The following is a 23,478-nucleotide window of genomic DNA, read 5'->3' on the forward strand; positions in this document are numbered from 1 at the left end:
GCCTCTTCGTCAGGAGTTCCAATGCCTTCCCCTTCTGAGCAAGCCACCTCCGCTTTTTACTTAAATCCAGTTCCAGCGGCTAGAATCCCGGTCATTTCACTCTCTCACTCGAAGCAAAGAGCGCTTCAAGGTCGAGAGTTCCAATGTCCTGCGATTCTGAGCGAGCCGCTTCCACCTTTTACTTAATAACCAAGTTCGGTTTTTTATTTAAGCTATGACGGCCATCTACGAAGCGAACTGTGCCTGATTTTGCGCGCATAACAAGGGATTGCGTTGTGCCTACGCTACCTTTAAATTGAACACCGCGTAATAGTTCTCCATCTGTTACGCCTGTTGCTGCAAAGATTGCATCGTCACCTTTTACTAAGTCCTCCATACGAAGGATACGATTAATGTCTTCTATGCCCATTTTTTTACAACGTGCTAATTCAGCTTCGTTTTGTGGCAATAGTTTTCCGTGAATTTCTCCACCTAAACATTTTAAAGCAACTGCTGCTAATACACCTTCAGGTGCTCCACCAGATCCAAATAAAATATCTACACCTGTACGATCAAATGCTGTATTAATTGCTCCAGCTACATCTCCATCATTAATTAATTTAATGCGAGCACCAGCTTTACGAATTTCTTCGATAATTTCTTGATGACGTGGACGATTTAAAACTGTCGCTACAACATCTTCAATATCTTTATTTTTTGCTTTCGCAACTGCACGTAAGTTATCAATAATAGGCGCATCAATGTCGACCGCCCCGACTGCTTCTGGGCCAACCGCGATTTTATCCATGTACATGTCAGGGGCATGTAACAAATTACCGTGGTCTGCAATTGCAATAACAGCAAGAGCATTCCAGCCACCAGCTGCTACGATGTTTGTCCCTTCTAAAGGATCAACCGCAACGTCTACACGTGGTCCATATCCTGTACCTAATTTCTCTCCGATATATAGCATTGGTGCTTCATCCATCTCACCTTCACCAATTACAACTGTACCTTTCATCGGAATTGTATCAAATACATCACGCATAGCTGATGTTGCTGCACCATCTGCTTCATCCTTTTTCCCGCGCCCCATCCAACGCGCTGATGATAAAGCTGCAGCCTCTGTTACACGTACTAACTCCATAGATAAACTTCTTTCCACGATAATCCCTCTCCTTTAAGCCTTTATATTTCTGCCGTATTTTGTGAACCGTGTTTTTCTATAAAGTGTACTTCCGCAAGTAGTGATGCTTCGCTTCCCCCTTGCGGAAGTATCACTTATGCGTTCTTCATCTCTTCAATTTCTTGCTTTGTCATTTGTTCTCGCCAAATGTTTGCTCCAAGCCCTTTAAGCTTGTCCACTATATTCTCATAACCTCGATCAATATGCTCAAGTCCTGTTACTTCTGTAATTCCATCTGCCATTAACCCTGCAATAACAAGTGCCGCTCCCGCTCGTAAATCACTCGCCTTCACTTTTGCACCTTGCAGTAACACAGGACCAGTTACAATTGCCGAACGACCCTCTACTTTAATTTGAGCATTCATACGACGTAATTCATCAATGTGCTTGAAACGGGCACCGTAAATTGTATCTGTTACAACTCCCGTCCCGTGCGCCTTTGTTAAAAGCGTCGTAAACGGCTGTTGTAAATCCGTTGGAAAACCTGGATATACAAGCGTTTTGATATCAACTACTTTTAGCTTTCCATTACCGTTCACCGTAATTTGATCATCGTTCGTTTCAACTTGAACACCAGCTTCTCTTAGCTTTGCAGTAACTGATTCTAAATGCTGAGGAATAACATTATCAACCGTTACTTCTCCTCCTGATGCAGCTCCTAGAATCATATACGTACCAGCTTCAATACGATCTGGGATGATAGTATGGTGACAACCATGTAAAGAGTCCACACCATCTATTCGGATTACATCTGTACCAGCACCTTTAATACGTGCTCCCATGCTTGTTAACAATGTAGCTACATCAATGATCTCGGGCTCTTTCGCTGCATTTTCAATAACAGTTCTACCTTTCGCTCGTACAGCTGCTAGCATAATATTAATCGTAGCTCCTACACTAACAACATCTAAATAAATACGTGCCCCACGTAGCTCATCTGCTCTTAAATAGATGGCACCTTGTTCATTCGTAACATGTGCACCTAGCGCTTCAAACCCTTTAATATGCTGATCAATCGGCCTCGGTCCTAAATGACATCCACCCGGAAGCCCAATAACAGCTTTTTTAAAACGGCCAAGCATCGCACCCATTAAATAATAAGAAGCGCGCAATTTTTTCACTTTTCCATTTGGCAAAGGCATTGCAACCATGTTAGAAGGATCGACTACCATCTCCTCCTCCTGTCCATAAGTTACTTTCCCTCCAATTTCCTCTAGTAAGTCTCCTAACATTTTCACGTCCGAAATATTAGGGACACCACCAATAGTTACTGGAGTATCTGCTAAAATTGTCGCTGGAATTAATGCAACGGCACTGTTCTTTGCACCACTTACTCGAATTGTTCCATTTAAAGCTCTTCCGCCTTCAATTAGCAATTTTTCCATATTGAGCTCCCTTCTTGTGAATGTATTTACTTTCTATCTTTTTATAGAAAGCTCCCCTTAAGAATCTCAATTACTCTTTCCATCCCAAAACTCAATAAATAGGAAACCATTATCTTCATTTCTCCTATAGCACGAATAGATAAAGATCAACTATTCATCGAATTCACTTTATCAATTTAGATACGTTATCACATTTATTAATAGGACTATGCACATTATTTTCTATTTAAAAACCAAAAATGATAAAATCTTTAGACTTGTTCACGCTTTCATTATACAACGAAAGGAAACCGTCTAAAAGACTAGACGGTTTCCAAAACGGAATTTTATTCTTACGCTTTACCGTTAGAACCGAATTCGCGAATTTTACCAATAACAGTTGCTTTGATAGCGTCGCGGCCAGGTCCGATAAATTTACGAGGATCGTAAACTTCTTGGTCTTTGTTTAATACTTCACGAACAGCTTTTGTAAACTCGATTTGGTTCTCAGTGTTTACGTTGATTTTTGAAGTACCTAAAGAGATAGCTTTTTCGATATCAGCAGTTGGGATACCAGTACCACCATGTAATACTAAAGGTACGCCAGTGAAGTCACGAACTTGTTCCATTTCAGCGAATCCTAAGTTAGGCTCACCTTTGTAAGGACCGTGTACAGAACCTAAAGCTGGAGCTAGGCAATCGATACCTGTTGCTTCAACAAGGTGCTTACACTCTGCTGGGTCAGCGTAAATTACGCCTTCAGCGATTACGTCGTCTTCTTGTCCGCCAACTGTTCCAAGCTCAGCTTCAACAGATACGTTACGAGCGTGTGCGTATTCTACTACTTGTTTAGTAGTTTCAACGTTTTCTTCGAATGGGTGGTGAGAAGCGTCAATCATTACAGATGTGAAACCTGCATCGATTGCTTCTTTACATTTTTCGAAGCTTGAACCATGGTCAAGGTGAATCGCTACAGGAACAGTGATGTTCATTTCTTCGATTAAAGCTTTAACCATAGCTACAACTGTTTTGAAACCAGTCATATGACGAGCTGCACCCTCAGATACACCTAGGATTACAGGAGATTTTTCTTCTTCCGCAGCAGCTAAGATAGCTTGAGTCCACTCTAAGTTGTTCATGTTGAATTGACCAACTGCGTATTTTCCTTCTAGTGCTTTGTTTAGCATTTCTTTCATAGAAACTAAAGGCATGGTGAATCCTCCTAAAAAACGTTTTTTGTATCCGATAAGTTCTTATCGCTGGTAGTATGACCAGAATAAGGTAAAATATGTATATCTACATACCGGACTTTTTTCTACACTCAATAGGATAACAACTTGTACTCAAAAACTCAACCGTATTCACCTGCACAATAGTCCATGTAAACGCTTTTTTCCATATTTTTTATAAAAAATTCATTTTTATGCCTCTACAGCGAGCTCATTTCTCACAGCTTGACGAATTTCATCAATATCAAATGGTTTAGCAAAATGCATTAAAGCTCCTAAATCTTTTGCTTCTTGGATCATATCAAGCTCTCCATAAGCAGTCATTAAAATTACTTTAATACTCTCATCAATTTCTTTTACATGCTTTAAAATCTCTATACCATCCATGCCTGGAATTTTCATATCTAACACTACTAAATCTGGATTATCTTTTTTCACGATATCTAAAGCTTGAAATCCATTTGCTGCTTGGAATGTCTGATAACCTTCTTTTTGGAACACTTCATGTAATAACACACGAATCCCATATTGATCATCAACGATTAAAATTTTACCTTCCATAATTCCCAACCTTTCTGTGTAAGTACAAGATTTAAAGCTTCTTATATCTTAACGATTTATTTTCGCTATTCTTTGGCAAATTCCTTCCTATTCTTTCTTATTTTACCGTTTCCTATTTTGTTATGCTACCCTACGATTTCACCTTTCTAAAAAAATAAACTATAATGAAAGCCGGCAAACACGTACGAAGGGAGTAACATTATGTTAAAAATTTTTTCAACTCAATTAAGTGGTTATTTCTCCAGAGTTTCTCAAAAAGAAGAAATGAATATAGAAGATAGCGCTCGTTTACTTGCTCAAGCACTAGTTGGCGATGGTTTCATTTATTTATATGGTACAAATGAGATGGAGGGCGTTATTGCCGAAGCACTATTCGGTGCTGAACCAATGAAGCAAGCAAAACGCTTATTTGAAAATGGTAAAGAAGCAGAAGTAACCTCTGCGGATCGTGTACTTCTTATTAGCCGTTTTTCAACAGATGAAGCGGTTGTAGAAATTGCAAAAAAACTACAAGAAGAGGGACACTCTATTGTCGGCATTTCTGCTCTTCAAGAAGGTACGGAATCACTCGAACGATATACAGACGTACATATTGATATAAAACTGTTAAAAGGTCTTATTCCAGACGATGAAGGTAATCGCTACGGATTCCCAAGTTTAATAGTAGCTTTATTTGCTTATCACGGAATCAAATTTACAATCGATGAAATGTTAAACGAATATTAAAAAAAAGCGCCTTATTTCAGGCGCTTTTTTTATTACTTGCTCTCTTTATTCGTAATAGAAGCTCTTACGAAGTCATGGAACAATGGTTGTGGACGGTTTGGACGAGAAACAAGTTCTGGATGGAACTGTGCTGCCACGAACCAAGGGTGGTCTTTTAATTCAATGATTTCAACTAGACGGCCGTCTGGGCTTGTACCAGAGAATACAAATCCTTCTTTTTCCATATCCGGACGGAACTGGTTGTTGAACTCATAACGATGACGATGACGCTCATATACAACCGGCTCATTATAAGCATTGTAAGCATTTGTTTCTTCAGCAAGCTTACATGGGTATAGACCAAGACGAAGTGTACCACCTAGGTCCTCTACATCTTTTTGTTCTGGTAATAAGTCGATGATTGCATATGGTGTGTCAGGGTTGATTTCAGAAGAGTTAGCACCTTCTAAACCTAATACATTACGCGCGAATTCGATTGATGCAAGTTGCATACCTAAGCAAATTCCTAAGAATGGAACTTTGTTTTCACGAGCATATTGAATCGCAACGATTTTACCTTCTACACCACGATCACCGAAGCCACCTGGTACAAGGATACCATCTGTATCGCCAACTAATTCTTTTACGTTTTCTGCTGTTACGTGCTCAGCATTTACCCATTTCACTTCTACATCTGTGTCGAATGAGTAACCAGCATGACGAAGTGCTTCTACAACAGAAATATAAGCATCTTGAAGTTCTACATATTTACCAACAAGAGCGATTTTTGTTTTCTTAGAAAGATTACGCACTTTGTTAACTAGAGCAGTCCACTCTGTCATATCTGCAGCTGGATTGTCTAATTTTAAGTGGTCACAAACGATTTGGTCCATGTTTTGTTCTTGAAGAGATAATGGAACCGCATATAAAGTATCTGCATCGCGAGCTTCGATAACTGCTTTTGTATCGATGTCACAGAACAATGCAAGCTTGTCTTTCATATCTTGAGAAACAGGCATTTCTGTACGAACAACGATAATGTTTGGTTGAATACCTAAGCTACGAAGTTCTTTAACACTATGTTGTGTTGGTTTTGTCTTCATTTCACCCGCTGCTTTTAAGTACGGGATTAACGTACAGTGAATGTACATTACATTGTCACGACCGATGTCGCTCTTAATTTGACGGATTGCTTCTAAGAATGGTAGAGATTCGATGTCACCAACAGTCCCACCGATTTCTGTAATAACAACATCCGCATTTGTTTCACGACCAGAACGATATACGCGTTCTTTAATTTCGTTAGTAATGTGAGGAATAACTTGAACTGTTCCTCCTAAATATTCACCGCGACGCTCTTTTTGAAGAACTGAAGAGTAAATTTTACCTGTTGTTACGTTGCTGTATTTGTTTAAGTTAATGTCGATAAAACGCTCATAGTGACCAAGGTCTAAGTCAGTTTCTGCGCCATCATCTGTTACGAATACCTCACCGTGTTGATATGGGCTCATAGTCCCTGGGTCTACGTTAATGTATGGATCAAACTTTTGAATCGTTACGTTTAAACCACGATTTTTTAAAAGTCTTCCAAGAGATGCTGCTGTAATACCTTTTCCTAAAGACGATACTACACCGCCTGTTACAAAAATATACTTAGTCATGAAAAAGCTCCCTTCTATTTTGCTGTTATATAATCACCGTTGCAAAGCGCAACGTATGTAGATAACACTGTATCCATCTTATTGTTAGACTCTTTTTATTTTCTAAACAAAAAACAAAAAAGAAAATTGCTCCCCTCATCACAAAAAGTAATAAGTAGGGAGCAATTTTCTTTTATATTTACACTTTAAAAGTATTATCGTCCTTTTTTAAAGAGCCCAAAAATGATTCTACATGGACGATAATGAAAAGTCAAGAACTACAGTTCTTCCTCTTCTTCTTCTTCAGTTTCATCATACTCAAGTTCTTCTTCAGCGAAGTCGTCGTCATCTTCGTCTAAATCATCAAGATCGTCGTCATCTCCGTCTTCTTCTTCAAGAACCTTGTCCAAATCTTCTACATCGTCTTCATCTTCACTTACGTCTGCATCGTCGAAGTCATCTTCATCTTCTTCAATGTAGTCGTCAAAACCGTCTTCTTCAACTTTACGTTTCTTCTTCGGTTTTGGTTGAGGCAAGATTTCTTCATCAATTTGCTCGTATGGGTACCAGCTGCGTAGTCCCCAACGATTTTCTCCTAAATTAATGAAACGTCCATCGATGTTTAAGTCTGTATAAAATTGTGCGATTTTCGCATTAACTTGCTCTTGAGATAGTCCCAGCACTTGAGCGATTTCTTGAACCAACTCGTTGAATGTCGTTGCTTGTTTTTTATCCCCTAAAACGCTATGTACAACTTCAATCATTGAACATTCTTTTAGCTCTTCTGGTGAATATTGCTTAAAATCCACTTATGCGGCACTTCCTTTCATCAAATATAACCTTATATATAACGGCCTGCTTAAAAAAATCCATACTATTCATTATAAACAAAAGTCGCACAAATATGCTACAAAAAAAACGGGAAACTTTTATAGGGTAGTAAAATTATAATTTGTCTGTTCCTTATTTCGGGAGCATATGGGCCCCTTGCAATACATACCTAATTTGCATTTCTGTATATTCTTCGAGCGTATACAGTTTTTGCAACGCCCAGCGTCTAAATCCCCACATCTGCCCTTGTATAAAAATATTATGGGCAAGAAGCTGTATTTCTTTTTTATTTAATGTAAATGTTCCATTTTCCGTACACTGTTCTAAAATATCCTCGAACATTCCTACCATTTGAAACTCCTTTTCTAATACATACGGAAGTGATTCTTTCGGTAAAAAGCGTACCTCTTGATACATTATCAATACTTCTTCCTGCAATTCGTCCATCACTTTAAAGTAATTCGTTATTGCTATCTTTAAACTTTCTACACTCCCTTTTTCTGTACACACTACTTCCTCTAATCGTTCTTTTACATGTTCATATATACTATCACAAACTAAATATAAAACATCGTCTTTTGTACGAATGTACTCATAAAGTGTCCCTATACTAAATCCAGCCGCTTTTGCAATTTCTCTCGTTGTTGTACGCGGAAATCCTTTTTGTTTAAACAGTTGCACCGCACCTTTAATCATTTGTTCACGTCTTAACGCAACTAATTTTTCATCTTTCACCGATGCATGTACATTATGTTTAACCATTCCCTTCACCTCTCTCTATTATTTTTTGGAAGGAAAAAGCGTAGGAAAATACCTACGCTTTCGTTCCTACTTCGTTAACATACGAGAAATTACAAGCCTCTGAATCTCTTGTGTTCCTTCATATATTTGTGTAATCTTTGCATCTCTCATATAACGCTCTACTGGATAATCTTTCGTATAGCCGTAACCACCAAATACTTGCACCGCTTCAGTCGTCACCTTCATAGCTGTATCCCCTGCAAATACTTTTGACATCGCTGATTCTTTTCCATACGGAAGCCCTTCTGATTCAAGCCAAGCCGCTTGATATGTTAAAAGGCGTGCCGCTTCTACATCTGTTGCCATATCTGCAAGTTTAAAGCCAATCCCTTGCTGCGCCGCAATTGGTTTTCCAAATTGATGGCGCTCCCTTGCATATTCTACAGAAGCATCTAAAGCCCCTTGTGCAATACCAACAGCTTGCGCCGCAATACCGTTACGACCTCCATCTAATGTTTGCATCGCAACTTTAAACCCTTGCCCCTCTTCTCCAAGTAGATTCTCTACAGGAATACGGCAATCTTCAAACATAATTTCAGTCGTTGGTGAAGAGCGAATCCCTAGCTTGCTCTCCTTCTTCCCAACTGAAAATCCCGGTGTATCACTTTCTACAATAAATGCACTCGTACCGCGCTGCTTCGATTCAGGATCAGTTAGCGCAAAAACAACATAAATATCAGCAATACCGCCATTTGTAATGAAAATTTTTGATCCATTTAAAATATAATGGTCTCCATCTCTCTTTGCAATTGTCTTCATTCCACCAGCATCCGATCCAGATCCTGGCTCCGTTAAGCCGTATGCACCAATTTTCTTCCCTTCAGCCATCGGTCGTAAAAACTTTTGCTTTTGCTCTTCCGTCCCAAATTTAAAAATTGGCCATCCCGCAAGTGAAGTATGCGCGGACAGTGTTACGCCTGTTGAAGCACAAACGCGAGATAATTCTTCAATAGCGATTACGTACGCTAAGTAATCGCTTCCAATTCCGCCGTACTCTTCAGGCCATGGAATACCAGTTAAACCAAGCTCTGCCATTTGATCAAATAATTCTCGATCAAATCGCTCTTCCTCATCACGCTCAGCTGCTGTTGGTGCCACTTCATTTTTAGCAAAATCTCGAACCATTTTTCTTATCATTTCATGTTCTTCTGATAGTTTAAAATGCATCTCCGTCTCCCCCTCGCCCTTTTATAAAGCACGGCTAATAACAAGTTTCTGTATTTCACTTGTTCCTTCATATATTTGCGTGATTTTCGCATCACGGAAAAATCGTTCTACTGGATAGTCTTTCGTATAACCGTAACCACCAAATACTTGCACCGCCTCAATCGCGACTTCAACCGCTGTCTTAGAAGCAAATAATTTCGCAATAGATGCTTCTTTACCGCATGGTAATCCTTGTGCCCTAAGAGATGCCGCTCTATATACGAGTAACCTTGCTGCCTCGACACTTGTTGCCATATCTGCAAGCTTGAAGCCAATCCCTTGCTGCGCCGCAATGGGCTTCCCGAATTGTTCTCGTTCTTTTGCATAATCAATCGCACATGCAAGCGCCGCTTCAGCAATTCCTAACGCCTGTGCACCGATTCCAATTCGCCCAACATCTAAATTCGCCATCGCCACCTTGAATCCTTGTCCTTCTTCCCCAAGTAAATTCTCAGCTGGCACTTTCATATCTTCAAAAGTAAGTTGTACTGTACGAGAACCGAGAAGTCCCATCTTATGTTCATCTTTTCCGATGATTAAACCAGGTGTATCTTTCTCTACTATAAATGCAGAAATACCACTTTTTCCTGCCTCTGGATTTGTAGAAGCGAATACAATGTACGTACTTGCTTCACCACCATTTGTAATAAACACTTTCGATCCATTAATAATATAATGATCACCTTTTTTCACAGCTCTTGATTTCAAACTCCCTGCATCTGATCCTGCATTTGGCTCTGTTAAAGCAAATGCGCCTAAATATTCCCCGGTTGCAAGTTTAGAAACATATTTTTTCTTCTGTTCTTCTGTTCCGAAATATAAAACCGGATTCATTCCAACTGACGTATGTACAGCTAAAATTACACCAACTGTTGCACTGACCTTTGAGATTTCCTCAATTGCTAGAATGTAAGAAATAAAGTCCATTTCTGCCCCGCCGTATTTTGCAGGCGCTGGAATACCCATTAATCCAAGCTCACCCATCTTTTGCAAAATCTCTTTCGGGAACACCCCTTGTTCCATGCTAGGAACAAAGGGAGCTATTTCCTTCTGTGCAAAGTCCCGAACCATTTTCCTCATCATTTGCTGCTCTTCATTAAAACGAAAGTTCATATATTCCGCCTCCATTTGCTATATATCCTTTAAATAATTTGGTAAGACCACTATGTTGTAACAAAGGGGGCATTTATTCGTAAACGTAGAATCCACGGCCTGTTTTACGCCCTAACCATCCTGCATTCACATACTTACGTAATAACGGACATGGGCGATATTTACTATCTCCTAATCCTTCATGCAAAACTTCCATAATGTATAAACACGTATCTAAACCGATAAAATCAGCGAGTGTCAAAGGCCCCATCGGATGGTTCATACCAAGCTTCATGACTTCATCAATTGCTTCTTTCGTCGCTACACCTTCATATAACGTATAAATCGCTTCGTTAATCATCGGTAGCAAAATGCGGTTTGATACAAAACCTGGGAAATCATTCACTTCAACTGGTACTTTCCCAATTTTTTTCGTAATATCTTCAATTGCTTCATATACCGCATCATCGGTAGCCAAACCACGAATAATCTCAACAAGCTTCATAACTGGAACTGGATTCATAAAGTGCATACCGATTACTTTTTCCGGACGCTTCGTTACCGCTGCAATTTCTGTAATTGGCAGAGATGACGTATTCGTCGCTAAAATTGCGTGTTCTGGAGCAATTTCATCTAGATTCGCAAAGATTTTCTTTTTAATATCCATTTTCTCAACAGCTGCTTCAATAATAAGATCCGCTTCTTTCACACAATCTAAATCAAGCGTTACTGTAAGACGATTTAATGTCGCTTCCTTCTCTTCTTCCTTCATGCGTCCTTTTTCTACTTGGCGCGCTAGGTTTTTCGTAATGATAGCCAATCCTCTATCTAATTGCTCTTGTTTTAAATCTTGTACCTTCACGTCATATCCTGCCATTGCACATACTTGTGCAATTCCTGATCCCATTTGCCCTGCACCAATTACAACAATGTTTTGTACACCCATTTTTTCTTCCCCCTTAATTGTTAATAAATTTTATACCCTCGAACTTTAATTAGTGAACTTCAATCATCACTGCGTCCCCTTGACCGCCACCGCTACAAATCGAAGCAATTCCAATTCCGCCGCCGCGCTGCTTAAGTGCATGGATTAGTGTAACGATAATGCGCGCTCCGCTTGCTCCAATCGGATGTCCCATCGCCACTGCGCCGCCATTTACATTCAATTTTTCTGGATCAATTCCTGCGATTTCTGTACTTGCGATTGCTACCGCTGCAAATGCTTCATTAATCTCGAATAAATCGATGTCTTCAATTGTCTTGCCTGTTTTTTCAAGCAATGCGTTAATTGCATAACCTGGCGTTCTTGGGAAATCTTTAGATTCCACTGCAATTGCTGTATGCGCCAAAATTGTCGCTAATGGCTTTCTTCCTTCTTGCTTCGCTCTGTCTTCGCTCATTAATACAAGTGCGGCACCACCATCGTTTAGTCCTGGCGCATTACCAGCTGTCACCGTCGCTGTCTTATCAAATACAGGTTTTAACTTTGCTAACTTTTCAATCGTTGTATCTTCACGTGGCGCCTCATCCTTTGCAACGACAATAGGATCGCCTTTTCTTTGCGGAATCGTTACTGGTACGATTTCCTCTTCAAAACGCCCTTCTTTATGCGCTGAAACCGCACGCTGATGGCTACGATATGCCCATTCATCTTGCGCTTCGCGAGAAATTCCATCTTCCTTTGCAACTTCTCCGCCATAAACGCCCATGTGTGTACCTGAAAATGCGCATGTTAAACCGTCAGCAACGTTTAAATCAATAACTTCGTTGTTGCCCATTCTGTATCCCCATCTTGCTCCACGTAAAATGTAAGGACTGTTACTCATCGACTCCATACCGCCAGCTACAATCAGTGATTGATCGCCAGTACGAATAATCTGATCCGCTAACGTAACCGCACGAAGCCCTGATGCACAAACTTTATTCACTGTTTCCGTCTGCACTTCCCAAGGGATTCCAGCAGCCCTCGCAGCTTGGCGCGATGGAATTTGTCCCTGCCCACCTTGAATAACCGTTCCAAATATAACTTCTTCAACATCACTAGCCGCAACATTTGCTCTTTCAAGCGCTGCTTTAATTGCAATTCCTCCAAGTTCCGTCGCTTTTACATCTTTTAAAGATCCTCCAAATTTTCCAACTGGTGTTCTTGCAGCACTTAAAATAACTGTTTTACTCATGTTTCTTTCCCCCATTTCATTTTTTAACACTGAGCGCTCGCTCGGTATCCCTACGTTGAGAAGAGGTGCAATCATTGCACCTCTTTCTAAAGTTGTATACATTCTTACAAACTACATCGCTTCTTTTTTCTGTCCGATAACAGATCGTTCTAAAATCTCTGTCACATCAAGAGTTTGAACTTTCTCTTCTACCTCTTTCGCTTTCGTTCCATCACTGATCATCGTTAAGCAATATGGACAACCTGTACCGATAATGGATGGCTGTACAGCTAATGCTTGTTCTGTACGAGCAACGTTAATACGAGAACCTGTTGTTTCTTCCATCCACATTAAACCACCACCTGCGCCACAGCACATTCCCGTTTCACGGTTACGTGCCATTTCTACAAGATTCACTCCAGGAATCGCTTTCAAAATGTCACGTGGCGCTTCGTACACTTCGTTGTATCTTCCTAAATAACAGGAATCATGGTACGTAACTGTTTCTTCAATAGCGTGAACAGGCTTTAAGCGCCCTTCTTTCACCCACTGAGCTAACAATTCTGTATGATGATAGACTTCTGCTTGCAAGCCAAAGTCCGGATACTCATTTTTAAATGTGTTATAAGCATGAGGATCAATCGTAACGATTTTCTTCACTCCTGCCTTTTCAAATTCTTCGATATTCTTTGTCGCCATCTCTTGGAATACAAATTCATTTCCGAGGCGGCGTGGTGTATCTCCAGAATTCTTTTCTTTATTACCGAGAATTGCGAATGAAATGCCTGCTTCGTTCATTAACTTCGCAAACGATATCGCAATCTTCTGACTACGATTGTCGTATGATCCCATTGAACCAACCCAGAATAAATACTCGAATTCCTCCCCAGCTTTTGATTTTTCTTTTACAGTTGGAACTGTTACTTCGTCATCACCTTGGCGCCATGTTTCACGCTCTTTACGGTTCAGCCCCCACGGATTTCCTTGACGCTCGATATTTGTCATCGCGCGTTGTGCTTCCGCGTCCATTTTTCCTTCTGTTAAAACGAGATATCGACGTAAATCAATAATTTTGTCTACATGCTCATTCATAACTGGGCATTGATCTTCACAGTTACGACACGTTGTACATGCCCAAATCTCTTCTTCTGTAATAACATCTCCGATTAAACTCGGATCGTAAGCGAGTGTTGTAAACGCTGATTCTTGTTGTCCTTTTCCAGCTGCCATCATCGCTAACTGATTTCCTTGTGTGTTATTGAAGGCAACTACTGGAACCCACGGTGCTTTTGATGTTACCGCAGCTCCTTTATCAGTTAAATGATCGCGAAGTTTTAAAATTAAGTCCATCGGCGATAACATTTTTCCTGTTCCTGTTGCCGGACACATATTTGTACAACGGCCACACTCTACACAAGCGTATAAGTCAATAAGTTGATTTTGTCTAAAGTCTTCAATTTTACCAACACCAAATGTTTCTTGCGTTTCATCTTCAAAATCAATCTTTTCAAGCTTCCCTGGGTTTGAAAGACGACCGAAGAATACATTGGCTGGTCCCGCAATTAAATGCGCATGTTTTGATTGTGGAACATACACTAAAAACGTTAACAAAATTAGTAAATGCACCCACCAAGAAAAATAGAACACTGAAATGGCTACGGTTTCATTTATCCCGCTAAAAACGTAAGCGATTGCAGAAGCAATTGGTTCACTCCATGAAAGCTCCTCGCCATGCCATATAATTCCCATACCGTTACCAAGTAGCACAGAAATCATTAAGCCACCGATAAAGATAAGAACAAGACCTGATTTGAAGTTACGTTTTAAACGAACAAGCTTTTCTACATAACGTCTATGAAAAGCCCAAAATACTGCAATTAAAATAACAAGTGTGACAATTTCCTGGAAGAATGTAAATGCAGGGTATAGTGGTCCAAGTGGAAGATGTGATCCTGGTGCGAGTCCTTTCCAAACGAAGTCAATTGCTCCAAATTGGACAAGAATAAATCCGTAAAAGAACATAACGTGAATGATGCCGCTTTTCTTATCTTTCAGCAGCTTTTTCTGACCGAAAACATTGACCTTAAGGAGATCCCAACGCTCTTTAAAACGACGGTCAAATTCAATTTTTTTCCCTAATTGTATGTAGGCCATTCTCGTCCGTATAAGATATACAAACAAATATCCTGCATAAGCAATAACAGCAATGGCAGCCAGCCAATTAATGATCAGTAAGCTATTCATTTTTATGCTACCCCTCTCTTTGTAAGCCCTCTTTCTTTTTTCGAATCTTCAAAAATATATAATTTTCTGAATTATATCCCCTATCCCCATTATATAATGAGTGAGCATTCAGTCAACAGTTTTTTGTTATAGAACAACACATTTTTTCATAAAGCTGTTTATTTCGGTGAAACTATAAAGTGAAACTTTAATCAGTAGGGGTGGTTCATCCCCCCGCTGATTATTAGTTGAACCAATCGGGCTTTTACGGGCAGTTGATTTCCAAACTAACTTCTACTTATTCAACAGTTTTGAGTTGAAAGGCTTACTGCCCGTTAAAGCGGGATAAAGTGAAACTTTAATCAGTGCAACATACTATCCTCTAATAAAATTTATAATAAGAGCCATGCTACCCGTATCATTTGTAACACACTGAAGGTGAAAAGAATGCGAAGGAGGGAATTCACTGATGCTCTACTTATCTCTTTTGTTAATATCCGTTGCTCTTTGGATTACAATTGACCTTTCATACGGGCGACTTCTTCATTTAAAACGAGTAAGCCCTCGCACTTTCCCTTTACGTCAAAGTGATTTTCACCTTTATACATACGGGAAAGATTTATATGACGCTTTATTTACTGATATAAAACAAGCACAGCATCACATTCATATTTTATTCTTCATTGTAAAAAACGATAAAATCAGTCGTGAATTTTTAAAATTGCTGATTGATAAGGCTCAGGAAGGAATTGAAGTACGACTTTTACTTGATCGATTTGGCAGCCATTCTTTATCAAACGAAGCTATTCGCTCCCTGCAAAAACATGGTATATCTTTTTCATTTTGTCATAAGGTAAAATTTCCTCTGCCTTTCTTTTCTGCTAATCAAAGAAATCATAGGAAAATTACAGTGATTGATGGGAAAACCGGCTATATCGGGGGATTTAATATCGGCGAAGAGTATCTAGGGCATAATGAATATTTAGGATTATGGCGAGACTATCATTTACGTCTTACAGGAGAAGGGATTCAAGATTTACAAAAGCAATTTTTGCATGACTGGTTTGATGATACGAAACAGAATTTATTGGATGCTTCTCTTTATTTTCCAAAACAAAACCCAGGTACCATCCTGCATCAATTTATTCCGACTGATGGTGCTTATTTACAACATACTTTTTTACATTTAATTAACGGGGCAAAAAAAGAAATCTGTATCGGTACACCATATTTCATTCCTGGAAAAAAAATTATGAATGCCTTATTAAAAGCAAGAGAAAGAGGGGTTCAAATCACAATTCTTGTTCCAGAAAAAGCTGATCACCCTCTCGTTCGAGAAGCAAAATTCCCGTACTGCCGAAAATTAATACAGGCTGGTTGCAATATTTATGCATTTCAACAAGGATTTTTTCACGCCAAAATTATTATAGTGGACGATGATATTTGTGATATCGGAACGGCAAACTTTGATATGAGAAGTTTATATATTAACCATGAAATAAACTGCCTGTTATATAATAAACATTTCATTCAAACAGTAAAAAATAAATTCCATGAAGATCTAGAGAATGCATCCGTACTTTCCTATAGTGATGTAAACCCGCCTTCTCTTATCGATAGAGGAAAGGAATGGATTGGAACAATGCTTGCTTTCTTTTTATAGGAAAAACAATGAATAAAAGGGGGTATCTCATATGATTATACGGTTTGGATATGTCTCACATGCAATGGCACTCTGGGACTGTTCTCCTGCCAAAACAATGACGTTTACAAGCTTTAAGAAACTCAGCAAGCAAGAACGAGAAGACAAACTGTACCATGTTATAAGGCAAAATTTAGAGCACACAATACGTATCCTTCATTACAATATAGCACATGAAATCCCACTATATCGCCTATCATCTTCCATCGTCCCACTTGCAACACATCCCGAAGTCGAGTTTGACTATATTGGGGTATTCACACCACTTTGGCGTAAAATAGGGGCTTTAATTAAAGAACACAATTTACGAATAAGTTTTCATCCAAATCAATTTACGCTATTTACAAGCGACAAGCCACATATTACTACTAACGCTATTACGGATATGACTTATCATTATAAAATATTAGATGCTATAGGCATTGCAGATTCTTCTTACATTAATATTCATGTAGGTGGAGCCTATGGAAATAAAGAAAAGGCAATTGAGCGCTTCCATGAAAACATAAAAAAACTTCCTACACATATAAAAAAACAAATGACTCTTGAAAACGATGATAAAACATATACAACTGCTGAAACTTTATCAATTTGCCAAAAAGAAAATATTCCATTTGTATTTGATTATCATCATCATATGGCCAATCTTTGCGAAGAACCACTAGAAGAGTTGCTTCCTGCAATTTTTGAAACTTGGTCACATACAAATATTTCTCCTAAAGTTCACATTTCCTCCCCGAGATCGGAAAAAGAATTTAGGGCCCATGCTGAATATATCGATTTAGAGTTTATTAAGCCCTTCTTACACATTGCGAAAAAAAACAATCATAATTTCGATATTATGATTGAAAGTAAACAAAAAGACTTAGCACTATTCCAATTAATAGACGAACTTTCTGCTATAAGAGGAATGAAAAGAATAGGTGGTGCAAAGTTACAGTGGTAAATTGTAACTTTGCACCATTTTTTCAAAAAAGTAATTTTTATAGTAAAAAACATTCTATTTTATATGCTATTATTTAAATTAGTATTTTCTCCCCGAGATTCAACTTTATTGAAACGGAGTCATAATATGATTAATCAAAAAAAGTATATACAATCTGTCATAATATACATATTTATATTTGCTCTTTGGATATTCCTTATACCAAATGAGTTGAATATAAAAGAAACCGGGATTCTTTTCTTATTCTGTTTCGCTGCACTTTTTTCTTGCTATTGCTTATGTAAAGCGATTAGAAAAATGACACATGGTGATAAATTATTTTGGATTTTATTATTATGTACTTGTCTATGCGGGTTAGCTATGGAGATAACTTTATTCCTTCATTCACTTTCCATTCATGAGCAAGTTATATTCTCATATAAAGCATTACCTTTTTTTATCATACAATATGTTTTACTCTTTGTTGGATTTGCTATAAAGTTTATAAAAATTTACTCTATTAAGGGTCTTGCTCAATTTTCATTCGATAGCATCTTTATTGTTATTATGAACATTTATTTCACTTTAACTTTTATCTTGGACCTTTCAAGCTTCCGTATGTTAACAAAGGAAACTTGGATTTTAATTGGCTATTTTATTGCACAATCATTAGTAATTTACGCCGTTATTAGTCTTTATAGAAGAGAACAATATTCTTCTAGTAGAATCGCATTAATTATCGGTTTCACTATTATACTCGTATACGGTTACATTCATCTGTTTCAATTAAATTTTGGGATGAAAACTTCTCCTGAATTTAATTATTTAATACACACTGCTTCTATTTTATTAATTGGACTTTCTTCCATACTATATATCTTGGATAAACCAATGCAACATGAAACGAAAGCAAAATATTATCGATTCGATTATGTACGTTTTATACTACCTTATTTTAGTATAATTATTACTTTTTCCTTTATTATCATTCAACCTTGGGATGATAAATTTATGTTAATTGGTCTCGTATTATCACTTATTTTGTTATTCTTGCGGCAACTTTACATGTGGAAAGATAATCAAGCACTAATCCTTACATATGAACAGTTGACTACACAACTAGAGGACGAAGTTGAAGAAGGTGCATTTGCATTATCAAAAAGTGAACAACGCTATAAGTCTTTATTCGAAGATCATCCCGATGCCGTTTTCTCTTTAAATATGAATGGCATTTTTCAACAATCTAATAAGGCATGCGAAAGCTTATTTACTGCCTATTATTGTGAAGTAGGAAGCTATTCTCTGGTACACTTCATTGATTCAAAAGACCACGAACTACTAAAGAAGGCTTTACAAATTACAAAGGAAGGTAGGCCACAAACGTTAGAAGTTCGTACAAAAGAACAAGAAGGCTATTATTATTATCTTCATATTACACTTATCCCTACTTTTATAAACAAAGAAGTGGTCGGAATGTTTGGGATAGCGCGTGATATTACAACTTTATATGAAAAACAAAAACAAGTAGAGCATTTAGCCTTTCACGATGCACTTACTGGATTACCAAATCGCCGAAAGTTCGAAAAAGATTTAAAAGCCATTTTAAATACAGCCCAAACTAACGCAAATGATGTTGCCGTCATATTCCTTGATTTAGATCGATTTAAAAAAATTAACGATAGACTTGGTCATGACGTCGGAGATTTATTATTAATTGAAGTAGCAAAAAGATTACGCGGTTGCTTGCGTTCAAAAGATATCGTCGCTCGCCAAGGTGGAGATGAGTTTACAATTCTATTACCAGAAATGTACTCAGAAAAAAGTGCAATTTTTATAGCTGAACAGATTTTAACTATTTTAAACAAACCATTCTTCATTCAAGGCGAAGAACTCTCTATTACACCAAGTATCGGAATTGCGATGTACCCTGATTATGGAACTAATGTAAATGAGTTAATGAAAAATGCTGATATGGCTATGTACCGTGCGAAAGCAAATGGAAAAAACAGATTTGTTTTCTTCTCAAAAGAAATGAGTATCGCTCAAAATGAAATTCAATTCTTAGAAGGTGAACTTTCAAAAGCATTACAACAAAATGAATTTTTCCTTGAATACCAGCCACAAGTAAGCACAAAAACAAAACAAATTATCGGTTTTGAAGCATTAATACGTTGGAAGCATCCAAAACTCGGTATCGTATCTCCTGCCCAATTTATCCCTCTAGCAGAGGAAACTGGTTTTATTATTGAACTTGGCAATTGGATTTTACGTACTGCCTGCTTAGAGGCAAAAAGATGGCATAATCAAGGTTTTTCTCACTTAAAAGTTGGTGTAAATTTATCTGTTGTTCAATTTAACCATGCAGATTTAATCCCAACTATTTCAAAGGTGTTGGAAGAAACAGAACTGAAACCAGAAGCACTAGATATTGAAATTACGGAAAGCATCGCAATTAATCAAAATCAATCTGTAGTTGCAAAACTAGAACAACTTCAAAATCTCGGTATTCAAATTTCAATCGACGACTTTGGAACTGGTTATAGTTCTTTAGCTTATTTAACAAAATACCCAATCAACACATTAAAAATAGCTCGAGAGTTTATTTGTGGAATTACAACTAGTCCTTTAGAAGAAGCAATTGTCTCTTCCATTATTACACTATCAAAAGAACTAAATTTAAAAGTGATTGCAGAAGGTGTAGAAACAGCAGAAGAATGGGAATTTTTACATAAACAAAATTGTGATCACATTCAAGGATTCTTTATTAGCAAACCTGTTTCTAGTAAAGACGTTTGGATGTTACTCCATAAAAAAACAACCGCCTAAGTAAGACGGTTGTTTTTTAATATTCAAAAGGTAAATCTTTAGCTAATTGTACCTCTTGATCGTTATGAGAAATTATATGGCTTTTCTCTAATGCCGTATCGCCTAATGAAATACCCCATGCCATCGCTAACGTTAATAAACTACCAATAAGTAATTTCTTCATATTCCATCACCCACATTTTTTATTTTAATATATCATGAAAATTTATCCCTATTATATGCAATTATGCATACCCATTTTTTAGGATATTTATCTACTGATTTTATTTACGAGCGCTTCTTTATATGCATGCATTTCTAATATATCAAAAAAGAAACTTGCCTTTTTATATGCATCTTCAACCTCTGCCTCATCGTACTCCAACTTCCCTAGGCATTCACCTCTTTGATAATATAGCTGTCCAATTAATGCCATACTATTAATTCGGCATGATATTTCAATCGCTTTATTTACTTGATAAAGTGACTCTTCATATTGATTATCTAAATATAATGCTTTTGCATGATTATATCTTACCTTCACTTCAAATTCTTCATTATCATGCAATACATCTAATTGTTTTAATATATCTTCAAATAACTCAATACTCTTCTTAAAATAGCTATTTTCAGCATAAATATTTGCAATCGCATTTTCTATATAAAGATTTTGGTATACGTCTATTCCAGCTAACTGTTGATTTAACAATTTTTTCAATTCTAAAATACAATATTCGTAATCGATTTTCTTTAATATGTAAGCTGCTACATGATATTGCCATTGAAGAAACTGCTGAAATTCAGGATGATATTCTTCCTTTTTCAGCTCATTCCATACTTTATTATAAATTTCTTTATATCTTTTTTGCTTACAAAGCATAATGATTTGATCTTTAAACTGTTTTTTTCTTTCAATATCAGAATAAATGAGTACCTCATAAAAATGAATAATGGGAACTTGTAATTTTGCTGCGATACCTTGCAATATATCCATACTTGGGTATACCGCGCCCGATTCAATTCGACTTACTTCCGATTGATGACATATGTTCTCGGATAACTGTTTCTGTGTTAATCCTCTCATCACCCTAATTTTCTTAATTTCACTTCCTAATTTTTCTGCGTGCATACTTACTCACCATCCCATTAGAACAATCTAATTTTTTGAGTTGTCATACCACTACAATAATGTGAATTCGACAATTTTTGATATGAAATAATGCATAATATATATAAAATTCGGCAAATTTTTCATACAATTCATCTCACATACAATAATAGATTAGGAGTGTTATAGATGAATTATAGAAAACTTGCTAGTGCTTTCGTTACATTCGGTCTTCTTTGCCCTTTATCAACAGAAGCTATTCATGCTCAAGAATTAGACAAAAGTGCAGTCAAAGTTGAAATTGCTCAGCCTGGTTTAACAATCGGGAAATTAACACAACCTCAAAATGATACGAAAGAAAATATTGCTAAAAAGTATTTAAAAGGTGAGGTAGATGGGGCTAAAGCTCAACAAGAACAAGTCACTACTGAAAAAAATGTAGATTTCCAACCTACAAATAAAGAAACCAAAGAAAATCAAACCGAAGTTCGCCTTGCACAAACATATAAAAACTATAAAGTATATGGCCAAGATCTCATTGTAAAAGTAGATAAAAATGGAGTAATCACAACTGTTAGTGGTAAAGTTGTTCAAAATTTAAATCAACAACCTAATCTTACTATAACAAATTTTTTGTCGAAAAATGAAGTAAAATCTAAATTACGCGATATAGTTCAAATTCCAAGTGATGCAGTTGAGACAGAATTCTCTAGCGAAACCGTTGTTTATAAGAAAAAAGATGGCTATTATACATTCGCAACTGTTATTACATTTACTTATGAAAACAATGAACAAATTATAAACGGCAATGCTATCGTTGATTTAAAAACTGGCGAAGTACTTTTCCAAGAAAAATTCATTAAAAACAAAGAGAATAAGACTATAAATCAAGTAACGTCACCTAGATTATCCCCTGCAAGTGAGCAAGGAACTGGGAAAAATGCACTTCAAGAAAACATCTCTTTTAATATTGCCAAAGGAACTGATGGGAAATTTTATTTAGCGGATTTATCACGCGGAAATGGTATTTATATTTATAATGCAAACTACGCCGATTCCCTCGGAGGATATAGTCAAGCTGGTTATCCAGGGACACTAATTTCAAGTAGCAATCCTAATTTTGCAGACAAAGAAGCCGCGGGCGCTATGAAGAACATGAGTGATATTTACGATTACTTTAAGAAAGAACATAATCTAAAAAGTTACGACAATAAAGATTCAAAAGTTGTTGCTAGTGTACACGGTTTTGATTCTACTGAAGTTAGTGATGGTGTAAAAGAAGACTATGTAAATGCATTTTGGCATCCCGCTTGGAACCAAATGGTATTTGGTGATGGTTTAGACGGAAAACTAACATCAGCTCTTGATGTAACAGCTCATGAATTTGGACATGCTGTATTCAGTGGCACAACGAAAAATAAAGTCGTGAGATATCCAAGCGCTGAAACATCTGCACTAAACGAGGGATTAGCGGATTTCTGGGGTACACAAATCGAATATTACGTAAAGAAAGATAAAGGAAACTGGATTATGGGCGATACATTAGGTGGCCTAACAATTCGTGATATCCCAAGGGAAATTGGTGACGGCGGTCATAAACTATATACAAATTTACAAGATTTCTATAACGATGGTAATAATCAAGAATCACACGTGAATTCTGGTATTATCAGTCACGTATTATATCAATTAGCTGAAGGTAAAACATATAACGGTGTTGCTGTTCAAAAACAAGGAAATGAAAAAGTAAGTAAAGTTGTTATGCGTACATTGCAAAATTATGCAACTTCCGCTGAAGACTTTGAATCACTTCAATCTCATATCGTACAAGCTGCAAAGGATTTATATGGAACTGCCGTATCAAATGAATTTGCAAAGGCATTTGAAGCACACGGTTACAAACCGTTACAAAAAATAAATAAAGTAATAGCGGTACAATAATAAAAAAGAAGTTTACCAATCATA

The 23,478-nt window shown here is 37.3% G+C and carries 19 protein-coding genes; 5 read left to right on the forward strand and 14 right to left on the reverse strand.

Annotated features, from left to right (window positions below):
- Positions 1 to 178 precede the first annotated feature (178 nt).
- The 4 genes from glpX to spo0F form a co-directional block, all read right to left on the reverse strand.
- Complete coding sequence (gene glpX / locus AXW78_RS25610; protein WP_000442340.1) at positions 179 to 1,144, reverse strand: class II fructose-bisphosphatase; 966 nt, start codon at positions 1,142 to 1,144, stop codon at positions 179 to 181.
- A 116-nt stretch (positions 1,145 to 1,260) separates the two neighbouring features.
- Positions 1,261 to 2,550, reverse strand: coding sequence for a UDP-N-acetylglucosamine 1-carboxyvinyltransferase (gene murA / locus AXW78_RS25615; protein WP_061884792.1), 1,290 nt, complete (start codon positions 2,548 to 2,550; stop codon positions 1,261 to 1,263).
- Positions 2,551 to 2,882: 332 nt separating this feature from the next.
- Positions 2,883 to 3,740, reverse strand: coding sequence for a class II fructose-bisphosphate aldolase (locus AXW78_RS25620; RefSeq protein WP_001131855.1), 858 nt, complete (start codon positions 3,738 to 3,740; stop codon positions 2,883 to 2,885).
- A gap of 210 nt (positions 3,741 to 3,950) precedes the next feature.
- Entirely contained in the window at positions 3,951 to 4,319 is a 369-nt protein-coding gene (spo0F, locus tag AXW78_RS25625) for a sporulation initiation phosphotransferase Spo0F (protein ID WP_000398594.1), read from the reverse strand.
- A gap of 201 nt (positions 4,320 to 4,520) precedes the next feature.
- On the opposite strand from spo0F, the gene AXW78_RS25630 reads away from it, so the two are divergent.
- Complete coding sequence (locus AXW78_RS25630; RefSeq protein WP_000912412.1) at positions 4,521 to 5,045, forward strand: DUF2529 domain-containing protein; 525 nt, start codon at positions 4,521 to 4,523, stop codon at positions 5,043 to 5,045.
- A gap of 32 nt (positions 5,046 to 5,077) precedes the next feature.
- On the opposite strand, the gene pyrG is transcribed toward AXW78_RS25630, so the two are convergent.
- The 8 genes from pyrG to AXW78_RS25670 form a co-directional block, all read right to left on the reverse strand.
- The gene (pyrG, locus tag AXW78_RS25635; RefSeq protein ID WP_000170460.1) at positions 5,078 to 6,685 is read right to left on the reverse strand and encodes a CTP synthase; all 1,608 of its coding nucleotides are present in this window, start codon (positions 6,683 to 6,685) and stop codon (positions 5,078 to 5,080) included.
- Positions 6,686 to 6,942: 257 nt separating this feature from the next.
- Complete coding sequence (gene rpoE / locus AXW78_RS25640; protein ID WP_000346280.1) at positions 6,943 to 7,473, reverse strand: DNA-directed RNA polymerase subunit delta; 531 nt, start codon at positions 7,471 to 7,473, stop codon at positions 6,943 to 6,945.
- Positions 7,474 to 7,627: 154 nt separating this feature from the next.
- A complete protein-coding gene (locus AXW78_RS25645) occupies positions 7,628 to 8,257 on the reverse strand; it encodes a TetR/AcrR family transcriptional regulator (protein ID WP_000238603.1) in 630 nt (209 codons plus the stop codon).
- Between the two features lie 66 nt (positions 8,258 to 8,323).
- Positions 8,324 to 9,463, reverse strand: a complete 1,140-nt coding sequence (gene acdA, locus AXW78_RS25650) for an acyl-CoA dehydrogenase AcdA (RefSeq protein ID WP_000545543.1) — start codon at positions 9,461 to 9,463, stop codon at positions 8,324 to 8,326.
- Between the two features lie 21 nt (positions 9,464 to 9,484).
- Positions 9,485 to 10,615, reverse strand: coding sequence for an acyl-CoA dehydrogenase (locus AXW78_RS25655; RefSeq protein WP_061884793.1), 1,131 nt, complete (start codon positions 10,613 to 10,615; stop codon positions 9,485 to 9,487).
- Between the two features lie 73 nt (positions 10,616 to 10,688).
- On the reverse strand, positions 10,689 to 11,540 hold the full coding sequence (locus AXW78_RS25660) for a 3-hydroxybutyryl-CoA dehydrogenase (RefSeq protein WP_000538874.1): 852 nt from the start codon (positions 11,538 to 11,540) through the stop codon (positions 10,689 to 10,691).
- A gap of 49 nt (positions 11,541 to 11,589) precedes the next feature.
- Complete coding sequence (locus AXW78_RS25665; protein WP_002026635.1) at positions 11,590 to 12,873, reverse strand: acetyl-CoA C-acetyltransferase; 1,284 nt, start codon at positions 12,871 to 12,873, stop codon at positions 11,590 to 11,592.
- Between the two features lie 9 nt (positions 12,874 to 12,882).
- The gene (locus AXW78_RS25670) at positions 12,883 to 14,994 is read right to left on the reverse strand and encodes a (Fe-S)-binding protein (protein WP_061884794.1); all 2,112 of its coding nucleotides are present in this window, start codon (positions 14,992 to 14,994) and stop codon (positions 12,883 to 12,885) included.
- A 448-nt stretch (positions 14,995 to 15,442) separates the two neighbouring features.
- Between AXW78_RS25670 and cls the strand changes: the two genes are divergently transcribed.
- From cls to AXW78_RS25685, 3 genes are all read left to right on the forward strand, one after another.
- The gene (gene cls / locus AXW78_RS25675) at positions 15,443 to 16,636 is read left to right on the forward strand and encodes a cardiolipin synthase (RefSeq protein WP_061884795.1); all 1,194 of its coding nucleotides are present in this window, start codon (positions 15,443 to 15,445) and stop codon (positions 16,634 to 16,636) included.
- Between the two features lie 31 nt (positions 16,637 to 16,667).
- Entirely contained in the window at positions 16,668 to 17,621 is a 954-nt protein-coding gene (uvsE, locus tag AXW78_RS25680; RefSeq protein ID WP_000586777.1) for a UV DNA damage repair endonuclease UvsE, read from the forward strand.
- A 126-nt stretch (positions 17,622 to 17,747) separates the two neighbouring features.
- Positions 17,748 to 20,426, forward strand: a complete 2,679-nt coding sequence (locus tag AXW78_RS25685; protein ID WP_061884796.1) for a DUF4084 domain-containing protein — start codon at positions 17,748 to 17,750, stop codon at positions 20,424 to 20,426.
- A gap of 16 nt (positions 20,427 to 20,442) precedes the next feature.
- Here AXW78_RS25685 and AXW78_RS25690 read toward each other — a convergent pair whose 3' ends face one another.
- Together AXW78_RS25690 and plcR are read right to left on the reverse strand one after the other, a co-directional pair.
- Positions 20,443 to 20,589 carry a quorum-sensing peptide PapR gene (locus AXW78_RS25690; protein ID WP_000734730.1) on the reverse strand — a complete coding sequence of 49 codons (147 nt, stop codon included), beginning with the start codon at positions 20,587 to 20,589 and terminating at the stop codon, positions 20,443 to 20,445.
- A gap of 87 nt (positions 20,590 to 20,676) precedes the next feature.
- Positions 20,677 to 21,534 carry a transcriptional regulator PlcR gene (plcR, locus tag AXW78_RS25695; RefSeq protein WP_000542919.1) on the reverse strand — a complete coding sequence of 286 codons (858 nt, stop codon included), beginning with the start codon at positions 21,532 to 21,534 and terminating at the stop codon, positions 20,677 to 20,679.
- Between the two features lie 168 nt (positions 21,535 to 21,702).
- On the opposite strand from plcR, the gene AXW78_RS25700 reads away from it, so the two are divergent.
- The gene (locus tag AXW78_RS25700) at positions 21,703 to 23,454 is read left to right on the forward strand and encodes a M4 family metallopeptidase (protein ID WP_061884797.1); all 1,752 of its coding nucleotides are present in this window, start codon (positions 21,703 to 21,705) and stop codon (positions 23,452 to 23,454) included.
- The last annotated feature ends 24 nt before the right edge of the window (positions 23,455 to 23,478 follow it).

It is taken from the genome of Bacillus thuringiensis, from assembly GCF_001595725.1.
In the GTDB taxonomy this organism is placed as follows: domain Bacteria; phylum Bacillota; class Bacilli; order Bacillales; family Bacillaceae_G; genus Bacillus_A; species Bacillus_A thuringiensis_K.